The sequence below is a fragment of the Marinococcus tarijensis genome (assembly GCF_054971385.1).
Window position 1 is genome coordinate 129223 of the sequence record NZ_JBQOJA010000002.1, and the last position, 16771, is coordinate 145993.

21 protein-coding genes are annotated in these 16771 nt (G+C 51.4%); all 21 read left to right on the plus strand.

Features of this window, described 5'->3' with window-relative positions; genetic code table 11:
• Nucleotides 1–621 (plus strand): flagellar biosynthetic protein FliO, encoded by a 621-nt coding sequence (locus tag ACTTK7_RS01875; RefSeq protein ID WP_462865335.1) that lies wholly within the window; start codon nucleotides 1–3, stop codon nucleotides 619–621.
• A complete protein-coding gene (fliP, locus tag ACTTK7_RS01880) occupies nucleotides 621–1307 on the plus strand; it encodes a flagellar type III secretion system pore protein FliP (RefSeq protein WP_462865337.1) in 687 nt (228 codons plus the stop codon). Before ACTTK7_RS01875 ends, fliP begins: the two co-directional genes overlap by 1 nt.
• A gap of 25 nt (nucleotides 1308–1332) precedes the next feature.
• Nucleotides 1333–1602 (plus strand): flagellar biosynthesis protein FliQ, encoded by a 270-nt coding sequence (gene fliQ / locus ACTTK7_RS01885; protein WP_022792784.1) that lies wholly within the window; start codon nucleotides 1333–1335, stop codon nucleotides 1600–1602.
• Nucleotides 1603–1609: 7 nt separating this feature from the next.
• Nucleotides 1610–2392: a flagellar biosynthetic protein FliR gene (fliR, locus tag ACTTK7_RS01890; protein WP_462865338.1), complete on the plus strand. Its 783-nt coding sequence runs from the start codon at nucleotides 1610–1612 to the stop codon at nucleotides 2390–2392.
• A complete protein-coding gene (gene flhB, locus ACTTK7_RS01895; protein ID WP_462865340.1) occupies nucleotides 2389–3471 on the plus strand; it encodes a flagellar biosynthesis protein FlhB in 1083 nt (360 codons plus the stop codon). The genes fliR and flhB overlap by 4 nt, the downstream gene beginning before the upstream one ends.
• Nucleotides 3472–3486: 15 nt before the next feature.
• Nucleotides 3487–5520: a flagellar biosynthesis protein FlhA gene (gene flhA, locus ACTTK7_RS01900; protein WP_462865342.1), complete on the plus strand. Its 2034-nt coding sequence runs from the start codon at nucleotides 3487–3489 to the stop codon at nucleotides 5518–5520.
• A complete protein-coding gene (locus ACTTK7_RS01905; RefSeq protein ID WP_462865344.1) occupies nucleotides 5517–6593 on the plus strand; it encodes a flagellar biosynthesis protein FlhF in 1077 nt (358 codons plus the stop codon). The genes flhA and ACTTK7_RS01905 overlap by 4 nt, the downstream gene beginning before the upstream one ends.
• Nucleotides 6583–7461 carry a MinD/ParA family protein gene (locus ACTTK7_RS01910; RefSeq protein WP_462865345.1) on the plus strand — a complete coding sequence of 293 codons (879 nt, stop codon included), beginning with the start codon at nucleotides 6583–6585 and terminating at the stop codon, nucleotides 7459–7461. The genes ACTTK7_RS01905 and ACTTK7_RS01910 overlap by 11 nt, the downstream gene beginning before the upstream one ends.
• A 16-nt stretch (nucleotides 7462–7477) precedes the next feature.
• Entirely contained in the window at nucleotides 7478–8107 is a 630-nt protein-coding gene (locus tag ACTTK7_RS01915) for a CheB methylesterase domain-containing protein (protein WP_462865347.1), read from the plus strand.
• Complete coding sequence (locus ACTTK7_RS01920; protein WP_462865348.1) at nucleotides 8104–8211, plus strand: chemotaxis protein CheC; 108 nt, start codon at nucleotides 8104–8106, stop codon at nucleotides 8209–8211. Before ACTTK7_RS01915 ends, ACTTK7_RS01920 begins: the two co-directional genes overlap by 4 nt.
• A gap of 21 nt (nucleotides 8212–8232) precedes the next feature.
• On the plus strand, nucleotides 8233–8733 hold the full coding sequence (locus ACTTK7_RS01925; protein WP_462865416.1) for a chemotaxis protein CheC: 501 nt from the start codon (nucleotides 8233–8235) through the stop codon (nucleotides 8731–8733).
• The gene (locus tag ACTTK7_RS01930) at nucleotides 8730–9233 is read left to right on the plus strand and encodes a chemotaxis protein CheD (RefSeq protein ID WP_462865350.1); all 504 of its coding nucleotides are present in this window, start codon (nucleotides 8730–8732) and stop codon (nucleotides 9231–9233) included. Before ACTTK7_RS01925 ends, ACTTK7_RS01930 begins: the two co-directional genes overlap by 4 nt.
• Before the next feature lie 15 nt (nucleotides 9234–9248).
• Nucleotides 9249–10022: a FliA/WhiG family RNA polymerase sigma factor gene (locus tag ACTTK7_RS01935; RefSeq protein WP_462865351.1), complete on the plus strand. Its 774-nt coding sequence runs from the start codon at nucleotides 9249–9251 to the stop codon at nucleotides 10020–10022.
• Nucleotides 10023–10037: 15 nt separating this feature from the next.
• Complete coding sequence (locus tag ACTTK7_RS01940; protein ID WP_462865353.1) at nucleotides 10038–10412, plus strand: DUF6115 domain-containing protein; 375 nt, start codon at nucleotides 10038–10040, stop codon at nucleotides 10410–10412.
• Nucleotides 10413–10567: 155 nt separating this feature from the next.
• Complete coding sequence (rpsB, locus tag ACTTK7_RS01945; protein WP_462865354.1) at nucleotides 10568–11356, plus strand: 30S ribosomal protein S2; 789 nt, start codon at nucleotides 10568–10570, stop codon at nucleotides 11354–11356.
• A 132-nt stretch (nucleotides 11357–11488) separates the two neighbouring features.
• Nucleotides 11489–12370 (plus strand): translation elongation factor Ts, encoded by an 882-nt coding sequence (tsf, locus tag ACTTK7_RS01950; protein WP_462865356.1) that lies wholly within the window; start codon nucleotides 11489–11491, stop codon nucleotides 12368–12370.
• A 123-nt stretch (nucleotides 12371–12493) separates the two neighbouring features.
• Nucleotides 12494–13228, plus strand: a complete 735-nt coding sequence (pyrH, locus tag ACTTK7_RS01955) for a UMP kinase (protein WP_091610312.1) — start codon at nucleotides 12494–12496, stop codon at nucleotides 13226–13228.
• Nucleotides 13215–13772, plus strand: coding sequence for a ribosome recycling factor (gene frr / locus ACTTK7_RS01960; RefSeq protein ID WP_322524692.1), 558 nt, complete (start codon nucleotides 13215–13217; stop codon nucleotides 13770–13772). Before pyrH ends, frr begins: the two co-directional genes overlap by 14 nt.
• Nucleotides 13773–13999: 227 nt before the next feature.
• The gene (locus ACTTK7_RS01965; protein ID WP_051143836.1) at nucleotides 14000–14761 is read left to right on the plus strand and encodes an isoprenyl transferase; all 762 of its coding nucleotides are present in this window, start codon (nucleotides 14000–14002) and stop codon (nucleotides 14759–14761) included.
• 21 nt (nucleotides 14762–14782) lie between these two features.
• Entirely contained in the window at nucleotides 14783–15583 is an 801-nt protein-coding gene (locus ACTTK7_RS01970) for a phosphatidate cytidylyltransferase (protein WP_462865358.1), read from the plus strand.
• 40 nt (nucleotides 15584–15623) lie between these two features.
• Nucleotides 15624–16769 (plus strand): 1-deoxy-D-xylulose-5-phosphate reductoisomerase, encoded by a 1146-nt coding sequence (locus ACTTK7_RS01975; RefSeq protein WP_462865360.1) that lies wholly within the window; start codon nucleotides 15624–15626, stop codon nucleotides 16767–16769.
• The last annotated feature ends 2 nt before the right edge of the window (nucleotides 16770–16771 follow it).

Genomic DNA, 16771 nt, shown 5'->3' on the forward strand with positions numbered 1-16771 from the left:
ATGAACTGGAAATACGCAGTAATCATAGTTGTGATGATGACAGTAATTATTCTGGCGGGCGCTGATACAGCGCTTGCCAGCACTACTGTTAACGAGTCCCTGAATCCGAAGGAAAACCAGGAGGACCCGTCAGCTGGAAGTGAAGAAGCACCGGCAGCGATGGATAACGGCAATCTTTGGCTGAACTTTGTAAAAATGATTGGAGCGCTTGCGGTTGTTCTCGGGCTGCTGTTCTGGCTGCTGAAATTTATCAACAAAAAAACAAGCAAATACCAGTCGACCCGCTCGCTTCAAAGCATTGGCGGTATTGGGCTTGGGCAGAATAAATCGATTCAGGTCGTTAAAGTTGGGGATAAAATGCTTGTGGTCGGAGTGGGGGATACGATTTCGCTGCTTCAGGAAATTGAGGATAAAGAGGAACAGGAGCGGATTACCGCCCAGGAACAGAATACATATACAGGTGTCCCGTCCTTGCTGGAAAAGTGGAAAACAAGCGGGAGAACAGAGGAAAAAAGCGGCCAGTCCTTTCAGTCGGTGCTCGAAGAACGGCTGAAAACAGCACGCGGGGCAAAGCATCCGGAGGCGCCAGATAACCGGACGGAAGTGAAGGAGGAACGGTGATGATTATTAGTGCTCTTCCTGCACTTGATTTCAGCGGGCTGCTCGAGGGCGGCGGAGAAGGAGCTGCGACATCGGTACAACTTGTGCTGCTGCTTACTGTTTTGTCTCTAGCTCCCGGTATACTAGTGCTGATGACCTGCTTTACCAGAATCGTGATCGTACTGAGCTTTGTGCGGATGGGTCTTGCCACGCAGCAGACACCGCCAAATCAGGTGCTTATCGGCCTCGTCTTATTTTTAACCTTCTTTATCATGGCACCAACGCTTTCGGAAGTGAACGAGCAGGCGTTCAGCCCCCTGATGGCAGGAGAAATTGATCAAAATGAAGCGCTGACAGAAGCTGTTGGCCCGATGAAGGAATTTATGTCCCGCTACACACGGGAAAAAGACCTGGCGCTATTTATGGATTATGCAGGCGAAGAGCGTCCGGAGTCGGTCGAAGACATTCCGCTTACATCGCTCGTGCCGGCGTTTGCCATCAGCGAGCTGAAAACAGCTTTCCAGATGGGTTTTCTCATTTTTGTACCTTTTCTTGTTATTGACATGATTGTGGCAAGCGTACTGATGAGCATGGGGATGATGATGCTTCCGCCTGTCATGATTAGTCTGCCGTTTAAAATTTTACTGTTTGTGCTCGTGGACGGCTGGTATCTGATCGTAGAGTCGCTGCTCCTCAGCTACACCTAGCCGGAATGAAGAAAGGAAGAAATGTATGTCAGCAGAACAGGTAATGCAGATCGCACAACAGGGAATATGGATGGTGTTTTTAATCGCGGGGCCGCTGCTTGTTATTGCGCTCGTACTCGGCTTTGGGGTCGCCATATTTCAGGCGACAACCCAGATTCAGGAGCAGACGCTCGCATTTATACCAAAGATTCTTGGCGTTTTGGCCGCCATGCTCGTGCTCGGCCCGTGGATGCTGACACAGCTGGTGGAGTACACGAGAAACCTGTGGTATCACGCGCAGCAGTTCATCGGATGAACAGACGATGGAAGCAATAATAGAGCAGCTCCCGGCTTTTTCCCTGGTGCTTGTGCGAGTGCTCGCTTTCTTTACGACGATGCCTCTTTTCTCTTATCGGACTATTCCGAATCAATTTAAAGTAGGTTTGGCATTTTTTCTCGCCCTGGCTATTTTCCCGGCACTGGATGCCCCGCTGATGACGGTGGACGGCGAGTATATACTGCTTCTGCTAAAGGAGGTTATGCTCGGGCTTGCGATCGGGCTTATCGCAACGATTATGCTGTACGCGGTGCAGACCGCCGGGATGTTTCTCGATATCTCCCTCGGTTTTTTGATGGCGAATGTGGTGGATCCGCAGACGGGCGCGCAGAGCCCGCTGTTCGGCGGATACTTTTACGCCTTTGCGCTGTTGTTGCTTTTGGCAGTGAACGGCCACCATCTGCTGCTGGATGGCATTTACTACAGCTACAGCTTTGTGCCGATTGACCAGACGGGACTTGCGTTCGGCGATGAAGCGGTCGTCACGCACGTGGCGGAAGCGTTTAACCAGATGTTTATTCTTGCTTTTCAGCTGGCATTTCCGATCGTCGGTTCGCTCTTTCTCGTTGATCTTGCTTTAGGGATTATGGCAAGAGCAGTTCCGCAGATGAACGTGTTCGTCGTCGGGCTGCCGCTGAAAATTGCAGCAGGTTTGCCGCTGCTTGTGGTGGCAATCCCGGGGATGTTTCTGGCCATCCAGTACTTGTATGAAGATATGTTTCACGTCTCGCGCGGACTGCTTGAGCTTTTAGGGGAGGGACAGGAATGAAGTGGACACTTGATCTGCAGTTTTTTTCACAGGAAAAAACAGAGGAGGCCACTCCTAAAAAGCGCCGGGACACGAGACAGAAGGGCCAGGTGCCCAAAAGCAACGATGTAAATACGGCAGTCATCCTGTTTTTAGTTTTTGCGCTCTTCTACATGTACGGCGGCACCATTTTCAATCACTTACAGGCGTTAATGACGCATACATACATAGAATACATGCAGTGGGAAATTACAAAAGCGAGTGTACCGGCAATGCTGCAGGAAATTACGATCCAGTCCGTAATCATTATTCTGCCGGTGATGCTCGTGGCCATGGTGGCGGGTGTTGCCGCATCTCTCACGCAGGTAGGGTTTTTGTTTACAGGCGAGCCGATCAAAATGAAGCTGGAAAAGATCAACCCGCTCAGTGGCATCAAGCGGATTTTTTCGGCCCGGGCGCTCGTGGAGCTCGCCAAGGCACTCTTGAAAATTACGCTCGTCGGCGGTGTCGTTTTTGCGATTCTCTGGCTGGCGCTCGACCGGCTGCTGTTTTTATCACAAAAGGATGTCGGGGACGGCTTTATGGAAATTGCCCGCCTGACCGGGCTCATGGGACTGATCGGGAGCCTGCTGCTGCTCGTGCTTTCGCTGCCGGACTATATTTATCAAAAGCATGACCATGAAAAGCAGATCCGCATGTCCAAGCACGACGTAAAGCAGGAAATGAAAAACATGGAGGGCGATCCGCTCATCCGCGGTAAACGAAAGCAGAAGCAGCAGGAAATGGCGATGGGGCGAATGATGGAGGAAGTGCCTAAAGCAGACGTTGTTATTACGAACCCGACGCACTTTGCGGTGGCACTCCGCTATGAAGAAGGAGCGATGGGTGCGCCGAAGGTGATTGCCAAAGGGGCCGACCATCTGGCCCGGAAAATTAAAGAAAAAGCAGGCGAACATTCGATCCCGATGGTGGAAAACAAGCCGCTCGCCCGCGCACTGTACGCCCAGTCCGACATTGATGATGAAATACCTGAAGATTTATTCAAAGCCGTGGCCGAGGTGCTTGCCTACGTGTACCGCATCAAAAGGAAAAACGGCTAGAAAAGGAGCAACGTTATGGGATTTAGAGAACTATCAGTGCTGCTGGGCGTTATATTGATTGTCATTATGCTGATCATCCCGCTGCCGACATTTATTTTAGACGTTTTAATTATGGCCAATATTTCACTGGCGCTTCTGGTTATTCTCGTGGCAATGAACACAAAGGAGCCGCTTGAATTCAGTATCTTTCCCACATTGCTGCTGCTTGTGACGTTGTTCCGGCTCGGGCTGAACGTTTCGACGACCCGTTCCATCTTAAGCAACGCCGAAGCAGGCAACGTTATCGAAACGTTCGGAAGCTTTGTGGTACAGGGCAGTGCCTTTGTCGGCCTGGTGGTTTTTGTGATTCTTGTAGTGATTCAATTTGTCGTTATCGTTAAAGGGGCGGAACGGGTGTCAGAGGTCGGGGCCCGCTTTACCCTCGACGCGATGCCGGGGAAGCAGATGAGCATCGATGCCGATCTGAATGCGGGAGTTATTTCCGAACAGCAGGCCAAAGCGCGCCGGGAGAAAATCGAACAGGAAGCGGACTTTTACGGTTCGATGGACGGGGCGAGCAAGTTTGTAAAAGGGGACGCCATCGCAGGGATTGTTATTGTCATTATTAACGTTATTTTTGGCCTTGTGATCGGCATGACCGAACACGGTATGGATATCGGCACCGCTGCGAACACCTTTACGCTCCTTACCGTCGGGGACGGTCTGGTCAGTCAGATCCCTGCGCTGCTTATTTCTACAGCAACCGGTATTGTCGTGACGCGGGCAGCGTCGGAGGGTAACCTCGGCCATGATATTACGAAGCAGCTGTTTGCTTTTCCGCCGATGCTGTTTGTGGCAGCAGGCGCCATCTTTTTACTGGGCGTATTCACGCCGATTAACTTCTTCTTAACCACCTGCATTGCCGGAGCAATGGCTGCCATTGGGTTTACCATCAGGCAGACGGTGCTGCAGGAGGAGCAGGCAGCGGTGCATGAAACCGAAGAAGCGCAGGAGGAGGATCTGCGTTCGCAGGACAGCGTCATGCAGCTGCTGGACGTAGACCCGATTGAGTTTGAATTCGGCTATAACCTCATTCCTCTTGCAGATGCCAAGCAGGGAGGCGACCTGCTTGACCGGGTCGTGATGATCCGGCGCCAGCTGGCGCTTGAGCTTGGGATGATCGTGCCGGTCATACGGATTCGTGACAATATCCAGCTGCAGCCGGGAGAGTACGTTGTACGCATGCGCGGCAGCGAAATCGCCCGGGGCGAGCTGTATATGGATCATTACATGGCGATGGGCACCGGAGCTGAAGAACCGATCGACGGCATCGAAACGACAGAGCCGGCATTCGGACTTCCCGCCCTCTGGATTCCGGAGGAAGAGCGCGATATTGCTGAAGACGCAGGCTACACGGTGGTGGATCCGCCGTCGGTCGTAAGCACGCATCTAACCGAAGTCATTAAAACGCACGCCCATGAACTGCTCGGCCGCGAGGAAACAAAGCAGCTGATCGATCATCTGAAGGAAACGTATCCGACGCTTGTCGAAGAAGTAACGCCTTCAACGCTTACGATTGGGGATGTGCAGAAGGTACTGGCCAAGCTGCTCCGGGAAGGGGTATCCATCCGGAATATGCCGACTATTTTTGAAGCACTGGCGGAATACGGCACGATGACCAGGGACATGGAGATTGTGACGGAGTATGTACGGCAGGCCCTGTCGAGACAGATATCGAAGCAGTATGCGGACGGAGAAGAGCTGCTGCAGGTTGTCACACTCAGCGGCGGCATTGAAAAGAAAATTGCCGATGCCCTGCAGCAGACCGAAAGCGGTAATTATCTGGCGATGGATCCAAACGAGTCCCAGCGGGTGGTTCAGCGTATCGGCGCAGAAGCCGAGCAGCTGATGAATATCGGGAAAACACCGGTCATTCTCTGTTCCCCTGCTGTGCGCATGCATGTGCGCCAGCTGATTGAGAGATTCTTCCCGCAGATGCCGGTATTATCCTATAACGAACTGGAGCCTTCCATAGAAATCCAAAGCGTCGGGGTGGTGAATAATGAATGAGAATGAAAAAAATTACAGCGGATTCGATGCCGGAAGCGGTAGCGAAAGTGCGGAAGGACTTTGGGGATGAAGCGGTCATTCTGCATTCGAGACCGGTGAAAATCAGAAGGTGGTTTGGACTTAAATCCGTGAACAAGCTCGAAGTTTACGCAGGTATCGATGACGCCCCGCCCCGAAAAAAAGAGCGCACGCCTCCGGCAGACGCCGTAAAGCCGGCCGCGCCGAAAGAGGCTAAGGCTGTGCAGGCGCCGGAACAAGCGCCGGGAGTGCTTCCGGCTTCAGCGCCGGCTCCTTTTCAGGCCGTATCCGCCGCCCTAAAGGCACAGGAGGTAAACGAACGGGTGGAAGAAGAGCTGATGAACCGGTTTATGGAGAAATGGTACGCAGAAAAGGCCAGCAGGCCGAAAGCGACCGTGCTCGAAGCCTGCATAGAAGAGTGGCTGGAGGACAGGCACCCCCGCGTGGAAGCAAAGCCGTTCCGGATGATCCAGCTGGTCGGCCAGACCGGCGTCGGAAAAACGACGACGCTTGCTAAGCTCGGCGCCCGGGAAATGCTCCGCAGAAAAAAGTCCATTGCCTTTTTTACGACAGACACCTTCCGCATGGGAGCAGTCGAACAGCTGAATACGTACGCCTCCATCATGGAAGCGCCGGTGCATGTTATTTACGACCAGGCAGATTACAGGGAAGCAGTAGCACGGTCCGGGGAGCATGATTATGTGTTCATTGATTCAGCAGGAAGAAATTTTCTGCATGAACAGACGGTGGAAGACGCGCAGCGGCTGCTGCCGGAGGGGGAGCCGATTAAAACCGTGCTCGTGCTGTCCCTGACGGCTAAATACAAGGACATGAAGGAAGTCGCTGAAAAATTTCTTCCCTATATATCAAACGAAGTTATTATCACGAAAACAGACGAAACCACATCGTTTGGAGCGCTTCTGAATATTATTGATGAATTTTCGCTCCGCGTGGCATTTGTCACTACGGGTCAGGAAGTGCCGGAGGACATTGAGCCTGCGGACAACAAATGGCTCGCAGCAAAAATAGCAGGGGGGACACTCGGTGAAAAATGATCAGGCTGAAAGCCTGCGCGCTCAGATGCAGAAACGGGGCCGCAGGCAGACGAGAGTGTTGTCGGTCGTAAGCGGAAAAGGGGGCGTCGGTAAATCCAATGTCTCCCTGAACGTGGCCATTTCCCTGGCAGAAGCCGGCGCAGAGGTGCTGTTGATTGATATGGACACCGGCATGGCCAACCTTGATATTCTGCTCGGGTATACGCCTCTTCTACCGTTTCAGGAAATGTTTACGGAAAATAAAAGTATTTTTGAATTGATTCAGTCCGGCCCCTCCGGTGTTCAGTGGATTGCGGGAGGCTCGGGCCTTTCCGGTGTCTTTCATATGGAGGAGGAGCATAAGCAGCGTTTTTACGAACAGCTGCAGCTGCTGGAAGGCGAATTTGATTTTATTATTTTTGATATGGGGGCAGGGCTGAACGAAAACCATATGCACCTGATTACGACGACCGAACGCGGAATTCTTGTGACAACCCCGGAGCCGACGGCGCTCATGGATGGCTACGCCATGATGAAATACATCCGCTCCCACAAAAGCGATTTTCCATTTGCGGCTGTCATTAACCGGGTGGAGCAGAAAAAAGACGGCCGGGCAGCCGCACAGAAATTAATAACTGTGAGTGAACGTTTTCTCGGCATGCAGCTCGCACTGCTGCCCATGGTGCCAAATGATCCTAAAGTAAGCAGGGCAGTCATGGAGCAGACACCGCTTGTCATTGCGTATCCTAACAGCCGTGCGGCCCAGAGCATGAAGCAGATTGCAGCAGGACTGTGGAAAAAAGAACAGCCTGCAGAAACGGACGGTGCGCCGTTCCGGCATTTTATTACAGGGATGAAGCAGCGGTTGTTCGCTTCCGCCCGCACGTAGAACGGAGCCTGAGTATATGAACATTCAATCCCCCGGGAAACCGGGACGCTGGGATCTGCTGGTAATCGGAACGTCCACAGGCGGGCCCGCAGCCTTGCATGAGCTTTTCCGTTCGATGCCGGAGACGGTCGAACTGCCGATTCTGATTGTGCAGCATATGCCGCCCGGGTTCACCAGGTCGCTTGCCGACAGGCTGAACCGCGACTACAGCTGGAGTGTAAAAGAAGCCGAAGACAGCGAAGCACTGCAGAAAGGAACCGTTTATATTGCTCCCGGAGGCCGGCAGCTTGAAGTCCGGCAAAAAGGAGGCCGGCTGGTAACAGCAGTTAGTGAAAGCAAAACGGGCGACCGTTATCATCCGTCGGTGGACATCCTGTTTGCTTCTATTGCCGAATTAGGAGGTCTGCGTGTGCTCGCTGTTATTTTAACCGGAATGGGTAATGATGGTACATACGGGTTACAAAAGCTAAAAGCGGCGACGGCACTATATGCTGTTGCCGAATCAGAAGAAACAGCCGTTGTCTACGGGATGCCCCGGGCAGCGGCCCAGGCCGGCCTCATTGATGAAATCCTCCCGCTTCATGCGATTGGAGAGCGGATCGGGCGGCTGGTACAAACTACTGCATATGAAGGAGAGATGAAATGATGGGCGCACGAGACGTAGATCTCGATATATTAAAAGAAGTTGGAACCATCGGGGGCGGTAATGCTGCTACGGCACTGTCCTCCCTCCTGAAAACGACAGTCTAGATCAGCGTCCCTTCAGTGCAGATGGTACCGTTTCCGGAGCTGCTTGAAGCAGCGGGAGGGGAAGAAAAAGTAGCGGCGGTTACATTTCTCCGTATCGCGGGCCACATCAGCGGCAGCATATTTTTTGTGCTCGAACCGGAGGAGATGCAGGCAGTGGGAAGGTCGCTTGTGCAAAGCTGGAATCTTCCGTACACGCCGGAAAATGAGCAGGAGCTGCTTGAGTCGGCAGTGTGCGAATTAACAAATATTCTGGCAGGCTCTTATCTATCGGCACTCTCCGATTTCACCGGACTTTATATGATGCCGACAGTCCCCTCGTCTGCGGTGGATATGATTGGAGCGCTTTTGAGCGAGGGGCTTATCGAAGCGGGCCTTGAAGGGGACGAAGCGATCATGATCGATACGAACATGACAAAAGGAGAAAATCACTCGCAGATGGCCGGCCGGTTTTTTATGATCCCGGATGCCCACTCGCTTCCGAAAATTTTTGCCTCTCTCGGAGTACAGGAGGACGGGGAATGAAAAACACGGAAATTAAACAAGCGAAGATAAAAGTGGCAATGGCGGATATGCAGTGGGGAGAGGGCGGCGATACTCTCACTACGAGCGGACTTGGCTCCTGTGTAGGTATAGTCATTTATTCGCTCCGCCACCAGTATGCCTGCCTGATCCATGCAATGCTTCCGTCATCCTCCATGGCAAGAGAAGGCCAGCATATTAACGAAGCGAAGTACACCGATGCGGCTTTACAAAAAGCATTTGCCGTCTTTGAGGGACGGCGTATTCCAATTGCTTCGCTCGAAGCAAAGCTTGCCGGGGGAGCAAGAATGTTTCAGTTTCAGACCGATCATCTGCATATTGGAAAACGAAATGTCGAAGCAGCAAAAGAAATGCTTGCCGGGCGGTCTGTGCCGCTTAAAGCAGAGGAAACAGGCGGTCACATTGGCAGAACGATAGAGTTTGACGTGGCCACAGGAGATCTCCGGATCAAGCCGACCGGAGGAGAACCAATAATAATATGAACAGGGGGAAATGACATGAGTAGATCGACAGCGCATGCTCATCAGGAGATTTGGGAGAAATGGCTGGATAATTATGACAACACGGCGGCCGACCAACTAGTCGACATTTATATGCCCCTTGTTCATTATCACGTTCAGCGCATCGCAGCGACGCTTCCGAAAAATGTGAACCGGGAGGATCTTGTGAGTCACGGGCTGATGGGCCTGTACGATGCGATGAAAAAATTCGACCTGTCGAGGGATTTGAAATTTGATACATACGCCTCGTTCCGGATCCGCGGAGCGATTATTGACGGCCTCCGGCAGGAAGACTGGATGCCGCGTTCCCTCCGGGAAAAAACGAAGAAAATTGAAGAAACAGCTGAATGGCTCGAACAGAAAAAGGGACGGTTTGTCTCGGACCAGGAGATTGGCGAAGAGCTGGATATGAAGTCCTCGGAAGTATCAAAGGTGATTGCCGAAAACTATTTCGTGCATATGCTTTCCATGGATGAGGCGACGCCGGGCGGCGAGCGTGATGAAACGTACCGCGGGGCCATTGTAGATCACAACGCCCCGTCCCCGGAGGAAATGCTTACCGATCAGGCCTCCCTGCACGAGCTCGGCGAAGCAATAGCTAATCTGCCGGAGAAGGAGCAGAAGGTTGTTTCTCTTTTTTACCTGGAGGAAATGACGTTAACCGAAATCGGTCATATTTTGTCCCTGTCCACATCAAGAATTTCACAAATTCATTCCAAAGCACTCTTCCGGCTGCGCCAGTATTTGAAACAGGCGGAGGAAAGAACGTAAGAAAGGAGAAGGCCCATGTCTCTGATATTCAGTCTGCTCGCCCTGATGGCCGTTGGAGCTTTATGGATAAAGCACCAATTCATTGTGCGTGAGCTGCAGGCGGTAAAAAACGATAAGAAGGAAATCGAGCAGCTTTTAATCTACTACACTGATGAAATGAAACGCGACAACGAACGTCTCCGCGCCGAGTGGGAGGGCGGGGAGCGTCCAGCTGAAGAAGCGGAAACAGCTGAACCGGTACCGGAGATGGAGGAAGCGGCGCCGAAGGAATCGATGATGAACCGTGTTACAATGTTATACAAAGATGGCTGGAAGGAAAAGGATATCGCGAAGACGCTGTCGATCGGCCAGCGCGAGGTTCATCTGTTTTTGCAGATGCAGGAAAAATAAGCTTTAACATTGCGTCCTGCAGACACGTATGGTATATTACGTGTTGGTGTTAAAAACACACGCAACAGCTGATTTGTACAGAGGTGCTTTCCGTTTGGAAAGTTTTGTACAGATATGACGCTTGCGGTGGAAAAAACCTAAGGAGGAATTATTTTATGGCTGTTATTTCTATGAAACAGTTGCTTGAAGCAGGGGTGCACTTCGGTCACCAGACTCGTCGCTGGAACCCTAAAATGAGCCGTTATATTTTCACGGAGCGTAATGGTATTTATATCATTGACCTTCAAAAAACGGTACGTAAAGTGGAAGAAGCGTACAAATACGTACGCAGCATTGCAGAAGAGGGAGGCAAAATCCTTTTCGTCGGAACGAAAAAACAGGCGCAGGACTCTGTTCGCGATGAAGCGATCCGTTCGAACATGTACTACATTAACCAGCGTTGGTTAGGCGGTACGTTAACGAACTTCGCAACGATCCGCAAACGGATTGCCCGCTTGAAAGACCTTGAAAAAATGGAAGAAGACGGTACCTTTGACATTCTTCCGAAAAAAGAAGTTATGCTGTTAAACAAAGAAAAAGACCGTCTCGAAAAAGTACTTGGCGGCATTAAAGATATGAACAAGCTTCCGGATGCCCTGTTTATCATCGATCCGCGCAAAGAGCGCATCGCAGTGGCAGAAGCTCACAAATTGAACATTCCGATCATCTCGATTGTGGACACTAACTGTGATCCGGACGAGATCGACAAGCTGATCCCGGGTAACGACGACGCTATCCGTGCCGTTCGTCTCCTTACAGGAAAAATGGCCGATGCTGTTATCGAAGCAACCCAGGGCGCAGAAGAAAAAGCACGTGAGCAGGCAGCTGCCCAGGAAAAAGAACAGGAAGCAGCCGCAGCGGAAGAAGAAGGAAACACAGAAGAAGAGAGCGTTTCAAACCAGTAAGCTCTCTGCATAAATATAACGGGCCCAGGCCTGACGCGAAGGGTGGTAAAAGGGAAAAACCCTTTATCACCCTTTTTCTTGAAAAATAGCGCTTAAGCGTTTATGCATGGAAAAATCGAAGGAGGAATTTAAATGGCTGTAACAGCAAGCATGGTAAAAGAACTGCGTGAAAAAACAGGTGCAGGTATGATGGACTGCAAAAAAGCACTCAACGAAACAGACGGTAACATGGAAGAAGCGGTCAACTACCTGCGCGAAAAAGGTATTTCCAAAGCAGCGAAAAAATCTGACCGTGTAGCAGCAGAAGGCCTTACGTACGCAACGTACGAAGGAAACAAAGCAGTGATCGTGGAAGTGAACGCTGAAACAGATTTCGTTGCGAAAAACGAATTGTTTAAGCAGCTCGTCGCGGACGTTTCCACGTACCTGCTGAATGAACAGCCGGCTGACGTTGACGCGGCACTTGCCGGAGAAATCGAAAGCGGAGTAACGCTCGAGCGTTATATTAACGACCAGATCGCACGTATCGGGGAGAAAATTTCCCTGCGCCGTTTTCTGCTTGCAGAGAAAAACGACGGTGACGCATTCGGCGCTTATCTTCACATGGGCGGACGCATCGGCGTGCTGACGGTTCTTGAAAACACAGAAGACAGCGATCTTGCCAAAGACGTTGCGATGCACGTAGCGGCTATCAGCCCGAAATACGTTTCCCGCGAAGACGTTCCGAAGGAAGAAGCGGACAGTGAGCGTGAACTGTTGAAGCAGCAGGCGCTGAACGAAGGCAAGCCGGAAAACATCGTTGAGAAAATGGTGGAAGGCCGTATTGGCAAGTACTTTGAACAAATCTGCCTGCTCGATCAGGAATTTGTAAAGGATACTGACCAAAAAGTAGGCGACTACCTGAAAAGCAAGGGCGCTTCCGTGCGCACATTTGTCCGCTATGAAGTAGGCGAAGGCATGGAAAAACGCGACGAAAACTTTGCAGACGAAGTGATGAACCAGGTGAAGAAATAAATCGGCAGTATGGGAGAGTCCATATCGAATCCTCTAGGGTCCGTAGGCTCTCCTTTTTTCTGAAAGCAAAATCAGGGCAGAAGCCGCAGCGCTTCTGCGATACATAATATAAAGGCGGGGTTCATGACGATGGAGAGATACAATCGCGTTGTGTTGAAGTTGAGCGGAGAAGCATTAGCAGGCCAGCAGGGCTACGGTATTGATCCGGAAGTCATTCAGTCTATTGCTTCTCAAATTGGTGAGATAGTAGAATTGGGAACAGAGGTAGTGATTGTCGTCGGTGGGGGAAACATATGGAGAGGCATGGCCGGAAGCTCGAAAGGGATGGACCGGGCTACTGCTGACTATATGGGCATGCTCGCCACAGTCATGAATTCGCTTGCGCTCCAGGACAGCCTTGAAGACATTGAGATCCCTACAAGAGTGCAGACATCTATAGAAATGAGACAGGTGGCCGAGCCGTACATCCGCCGCAAGGCCATCCGCCATTTAGAGAAAAAACGGGTAGTCATTTTCGCGGCTGGGACCGGGAATCCGTACTTTTCGACCGATACGACTGCCGCACTTCGGGCTGCAGAGATCGAAGCAGACATCATCTTAATGGCTAAAAACAAAGTGGACGGGGTATATGACTCAGACCCATCCGCAAATGCGGACGCTAAAAAGTACCAGTCGCTCACTTATCTGGACATTTTAAATCATGACCTGAAAGTGATGGATTCGACGGCATCGACGCTTTGTATGGACAACAACATCCCGCTTCTCGTATTTTCGATTATGGAAGAAGGAAACATCAAGAAAGCAGTAATGGGAGAAGACATTGGAACAATTATAAGGAGGAACAATGATGGCTCATGATATAAAAGCAACAGAAGAAAAGATGAAAAAATCAGTGGAGTCTTTAAGCCGCGAGCTTGCCACACTGCGTACAGGAAGAGCGAACGCTTCCATGCTCGACCGGGTCGTAGTTGATTACTACGGTGCCGAGGTGCCGCTTCAGCAGCTTGCAACAATTACAGTGCCAGAAGGGCGTCTGCTTGTTGTGACACCGTTTGACAAAAGCTCCATCAAGGACGTGGAAAAAGGGATCCAGAAGGCAGAGCTCGGCCTGAATCCGAGTAACGACGGCGAAGTAATCCGCATTCCGATTCCGGCGATGACAGAGGACCGCCGCAAGGAAATGACCAAGCTGATTAACAAGTACGCGGAAGAAGCACGGGTGGCTATCCGCAACATTCGCCGCGATGCCAACGATACGCTGAAAAAAGATGAAAAAAATAATGAAATCACCGAAGATGATTTGAAGCGTGAGCAGGAGCAGGTGCAAAAAGCAACTGACAAATACATCGGCCAGGTGGACCAGGCAGCGGAGCAAAAAGAAAAAGAAGTTATGGAAGTTTGATGCGAATCGAGTTACAATAGGAACAGACTGGAACCCTCTGCACTCAAGAGGGTTTTTTTGTAAGAACAAAACCGGCAGGAGTCATATGCACTGCCGGGGAGAAAACATAAACAGATATACTGCTTTCCGTTCTTCAACAATGCTGAGGCAGGAACGGTTTTTATATGGAATTGATTGAACACGCGCCATATAAAACAGACAAAGGGGAAAAGGCTGGTGCCCTCGTTATGAACGATCGACTATTTAATCAAATAAATCCATGGGCGGAGGCGAACGCCACGGCAGTGAAGGTGAATACGCCTGCCCATGTGGCTATTATTATGGATGGTAACGGCCGGTGGGCAAAAAAAAGGGGCCTGCCCCGTGTAGCCGGCCACCGCGAAGGTATGAAGGCGATCACGAAGGTCGTGGAAAAAGCGCACGAGCTCGGGATAAAGTATTTAACGCTCTACGCTTTTTCCACCGAAAACTGGAAGCGGCCGAAATCAGAGGTGAATTTTCTAATGCAGCTGCCGGAGCGGTTTTTGGCCAAGGAACTGCCCAAGCTGATGAAAAACAATGTACAGGTGCGGATGATGGGGGATGCGGACAAGCTGCCGGACCATACGCTGCAGGCTGTACAGGAGGCTGTGGATGCCACAGCTGAAAACACCGGCATTGTTTTAAACTTTGCCCTTAACTACGGCGGGCGGCACGAGCTCGTCCATGTCGTGCAGGAGCTCGCCCGGGACGTGGAAGAGGGGCGGATGAAGGCAGAGGCCATCGATGAAGAATTAATCACCAACCGGCTGTATACGAACCAGATCCCGGACCCTGACCTGCTGATTCGTACAAGCGGCGAAATCCGGCTGAGTAATTTTATGCTGTGGCAGTTAGCTTATGCGGAGTTTTGGTTCACCGAAACGCTCTGGCCGGACTTTAATGAAGACGGCCTGGCCGAGGCTGTCATAGAATATCAGCAGAGAAAACGCAGGTACGGGGGCGTTTAACGACTGAAGGGGAGGTCTTGTATGGGATTGCGGGCGATGACCGGTCTTATCGGGGCAGTACTCGTCTTGGCGATTGTATTTGTGGGCCGCGAATGGTTTACTCTTTTGATTGCTTTGCTTGCTTCTGTCGCCATGTTTGAAATAATGCGCATGAAACGGATCCCGCTGCTGTCCTTCCGGGGTTTAATCAGCATGGGCTTTATGTGGATACTGCTCGTGCCCACAGAATGGCTGAACTTTCCGTTTTTGCAGCATATAACGAAAACAGAGATTTTTTTAACGATGATTCTGGGACTGCTTGCATTAACAGTAGTTACTAAAAACTCCTTCACCTTTGATGAAGCAGGATTCGTCATTTTATCCTCTGTGTACATAGGATACGGGTTTCACAGTTTAATTATGATCCGCCAGCTGCCGGACATCGGCCTTGCCGTTGTCATTCTGATTTTATTTTTAATCTGGGCAACCGATTCCGGAGCATACTTTATTGGAAAGAATTTCGGGCGTCACCGGCCCTGGCCGGAGATCAGTCCGAAAAAAACGATCGAGGGATTTGTCGGGGGGCTTGTCGCGGCATTTATTGTCGGCTTCATCTTCGAGGCAGTGTACCCGGTATTTGAGTCCTACCTGATAATGAGCGCTTTTATCGTAGTGACATCCATCTTCGGCCAACTCGGGGACCTGGTGGAATCAGCGCTGAAACGGCACTACGCTGTCAAGGATTCCGGTAATATTCTTCCCGGTCACGGCGGTATTTTGGACCGGTTCGACAGCCTGATTTTCGTTATGCCCCTGCTTCATTTTTTCTATTTTTTCGGTTAATGCCTCAGACGCAGGCTGCCAACCTAAAGGAGTTTAAACCATGAAACGAATAGCATTGCTTGGGTCCACCGGATCCATCGGTACACAGACGCTCGACGTTGTTCGTCTGCATCCGGAACGGTTCCGGATAACGGCTATTGCTGCCGGCAGAAACGTGGATCTCGTACGAAAGCAGATTGAAGAATTTTCACCTGAAATTGCGGCGGTCCATACAAAGGAAGATGCCGAAACGCTTCAGGCGGAATACGGCGGGCGCATGCGCATCGTCTGGGGCCACGATGGCCTCATGGAAATTGCGGGCAGCTCCTGTGACTTTCTGATGAACGCGGTCAGCGGCAGCATGGGACTTGAGCCGACGCTCCGGGCAATCGAAAACCGGGTGGATATCGGGATTGCCAATAAAGAAACGCTCGTCACCGCCGGCCATCTCGTAATGGAAAAGGCAAAGGAGCACGGCGTGCGCCTGCTGCCGGTTGACAGCGAGCATTCGGCGATCGCCCAGTGCCTTGAAGGAAACGAGCTAAAGGAAGTGAGCCGCCTGATTTTGACTGCCTCGGGAGGCAGCTTCCGTGACTATTCACGCAGCGACCTTGACAGAGTCACGGTGCAGGATGCCTTAAACCACCCGAACTGGAGCATGGGGGCCAAAATTACGATCGACTCGGCTACTATGATGAACAAAGGGTTTGAGGTGATCGAAGCCCACTGGCTGTTTGGTATTCCCTACGACCGTATTGACGTGCTGCTGCATAAAGAAAGCATTATTCATTCGCTCGTCGAGTATCAGGATACAAGTGTGATTGCCCAACTCGGACTGCCGGACATGCGCGTGCCGATTCAGTACGCCATGACCTACCCGGAGCGGCTTGACTACCCGGCCAAGGAATCGCTGAACCTTTGGGAAATAGGCACTCTGCATTTTCAGCCGCCTGATTTTGAACGCTACCGCAGCCTCCGGCTGGCCTACGATGCCGGCAGAGCCGGCGGCTCCATGGGAACGGTGCTGAACGCAGCCAATGAACAGGCGGTGGCAATGTTTTTAAACAGCCAGTGTGCCTTCCTTGAAATTGAAACCGCTGTGGAAGAGGCACTTACGCGCCATGAGCGCATTGAACATCCGGACCTCGACACGATTTTACGCGTGGACCGGGAAACAAGAGAACACGTACAGACGCTTTTAACGTGACG

Bases quoted from the DNA above. Each gene is read 5' to 3' on its own strand.
- ACTTK7_RS01875 (WP_462865335.1), top strand. From the start codon at position 1: ATGAACTGGAAATACGCAGTAATCATAGTTGTGATGATGACAGTAATT.
- fliP (WP_462865337.1), top strand. From the start codon at position 621: ATGATTATTAGTGCTCTTCCTGCACTTGATTTCAGCGGGCTGCTCGAG.
- fliQ (WP_022792784.1), top strand. From the start codon at position 1,333: ATGTCAGCAGAACAGGTAATGCAGATCGCACAACAGGGAATATGGATG.
- fliR (WP_462865338.1), top strand. From the start codon at position 1,610: ATGGAAGCAATAATAGAGCAGCTCCCGGCTTTTTCCCTGGTGCTTGTG.
- flhB (WP_462865340.1), top strand. From the start codon at position 2,389: ATGAAGTGGACACTTGATCTGCAGTTTTTTTCACAGGAAAAAACAGAG.
- flhA (WP_462865342.1), top strand. From the start codon at position 3,487: ATGGGATTTAGAGAACTATCAGTGCTGCTGGGCGTTATATTGATTGTC.
- ACTTK7_RS01905 (WP_462865344.1), top strand. From the start codon at position 5,517: ATGAGAATGAAAAAAATTACAGCGGATTCGATGCCGGAAGCGGTAGCG.
- ACTTK7_RS01915 (WP_462865347.1), top strand. From the start codon at position 7,478: ATGAACATTCAATCCCCCGGGAAACCGGGACGCTGGGATCTGCTGGTA.
- ACTTK7_RS01920 (WP_462865348.1), top strand. From the start codon at position 8,104: ATGATGGGCGCACGAGACGTAGATCTCGATATATTAAAAGAAGTTGGA.
- ACTTK7_RS01925 (WP_462865416.1), top strand. From the start codon at position 8,233: ATGGTACCGTTTCCGGAGCTGCTTGAAGCAGCGGGAGGGGAAGAAAAA.
- ACTTK7_RS01930 (WP_462865350.1), top strand. From the start codon at position 8,730: ATGAAAAACACGGAAATTAAACAAGCGAAGATAAAAGTGGCAATGGCG.
- ACTTK7_RS01935 (WP_462865351.1), top strand. From the start codon at position 9,249: ATGAGTAGATCGACAGCGCATGCTCATCAGGAGATTTGGGAGAAATGG.
- ACTTK7_RS01940 (WP_462865353.1), top strand. From the start codon at position 10,038: ATGTCTCTGATATTCAGTCTGCTCGCCCTGATGGCCGTTGGAGCTTTA.
- rpsB (WP_462865354.1), top strand. From the start codon at position 10,568: ATGGCTGTTATTTCTATGAAACAGTTGCTTGAAGCAGGGGTGCACTTC.
- tsf (WP_462865356.1), top strand. From the start codon at position 11,489: ATGGCTGTAACAGCAAGCATGGTAAAAGAACTGCGTGAAAAAACAGGT.
- pyrH (WP_091610312.1), top strand. From the start codon at position 12,494: ATGACGATGGAGAGATACAATCGCGTTGTGTTGAAGTTGAGCGGAGAA.
- frr (WP_322524692.1), top strand. From the start codon at position 13,215: ATGATGGCTCATGATATAAAAGCAACAGAAGAAAAGATGAAAAAATCA.
- ACTTK7_RS01965 (WP_051143836.1), top strand. From the start codon at position 14,000: ATGAACGATCGACTATTTAATCAAATAAATCCATGGGCGGAGGCGAAC.
- ACTTK7_RS01970 (WP_462865358.1), top strand. From the start codon at position 14,783: ATGGGATTGCGGGCGATGACCGGTCTTATCGGGGCAGTACTCGTCTTG.
- ACTTK7_RS01975 (WP_462865360.1), top strand. From the start codon at position 15,624: ATGAAACGAATAGCATTGCTTGGGTCCACCGGATCCATCGGTACACAG.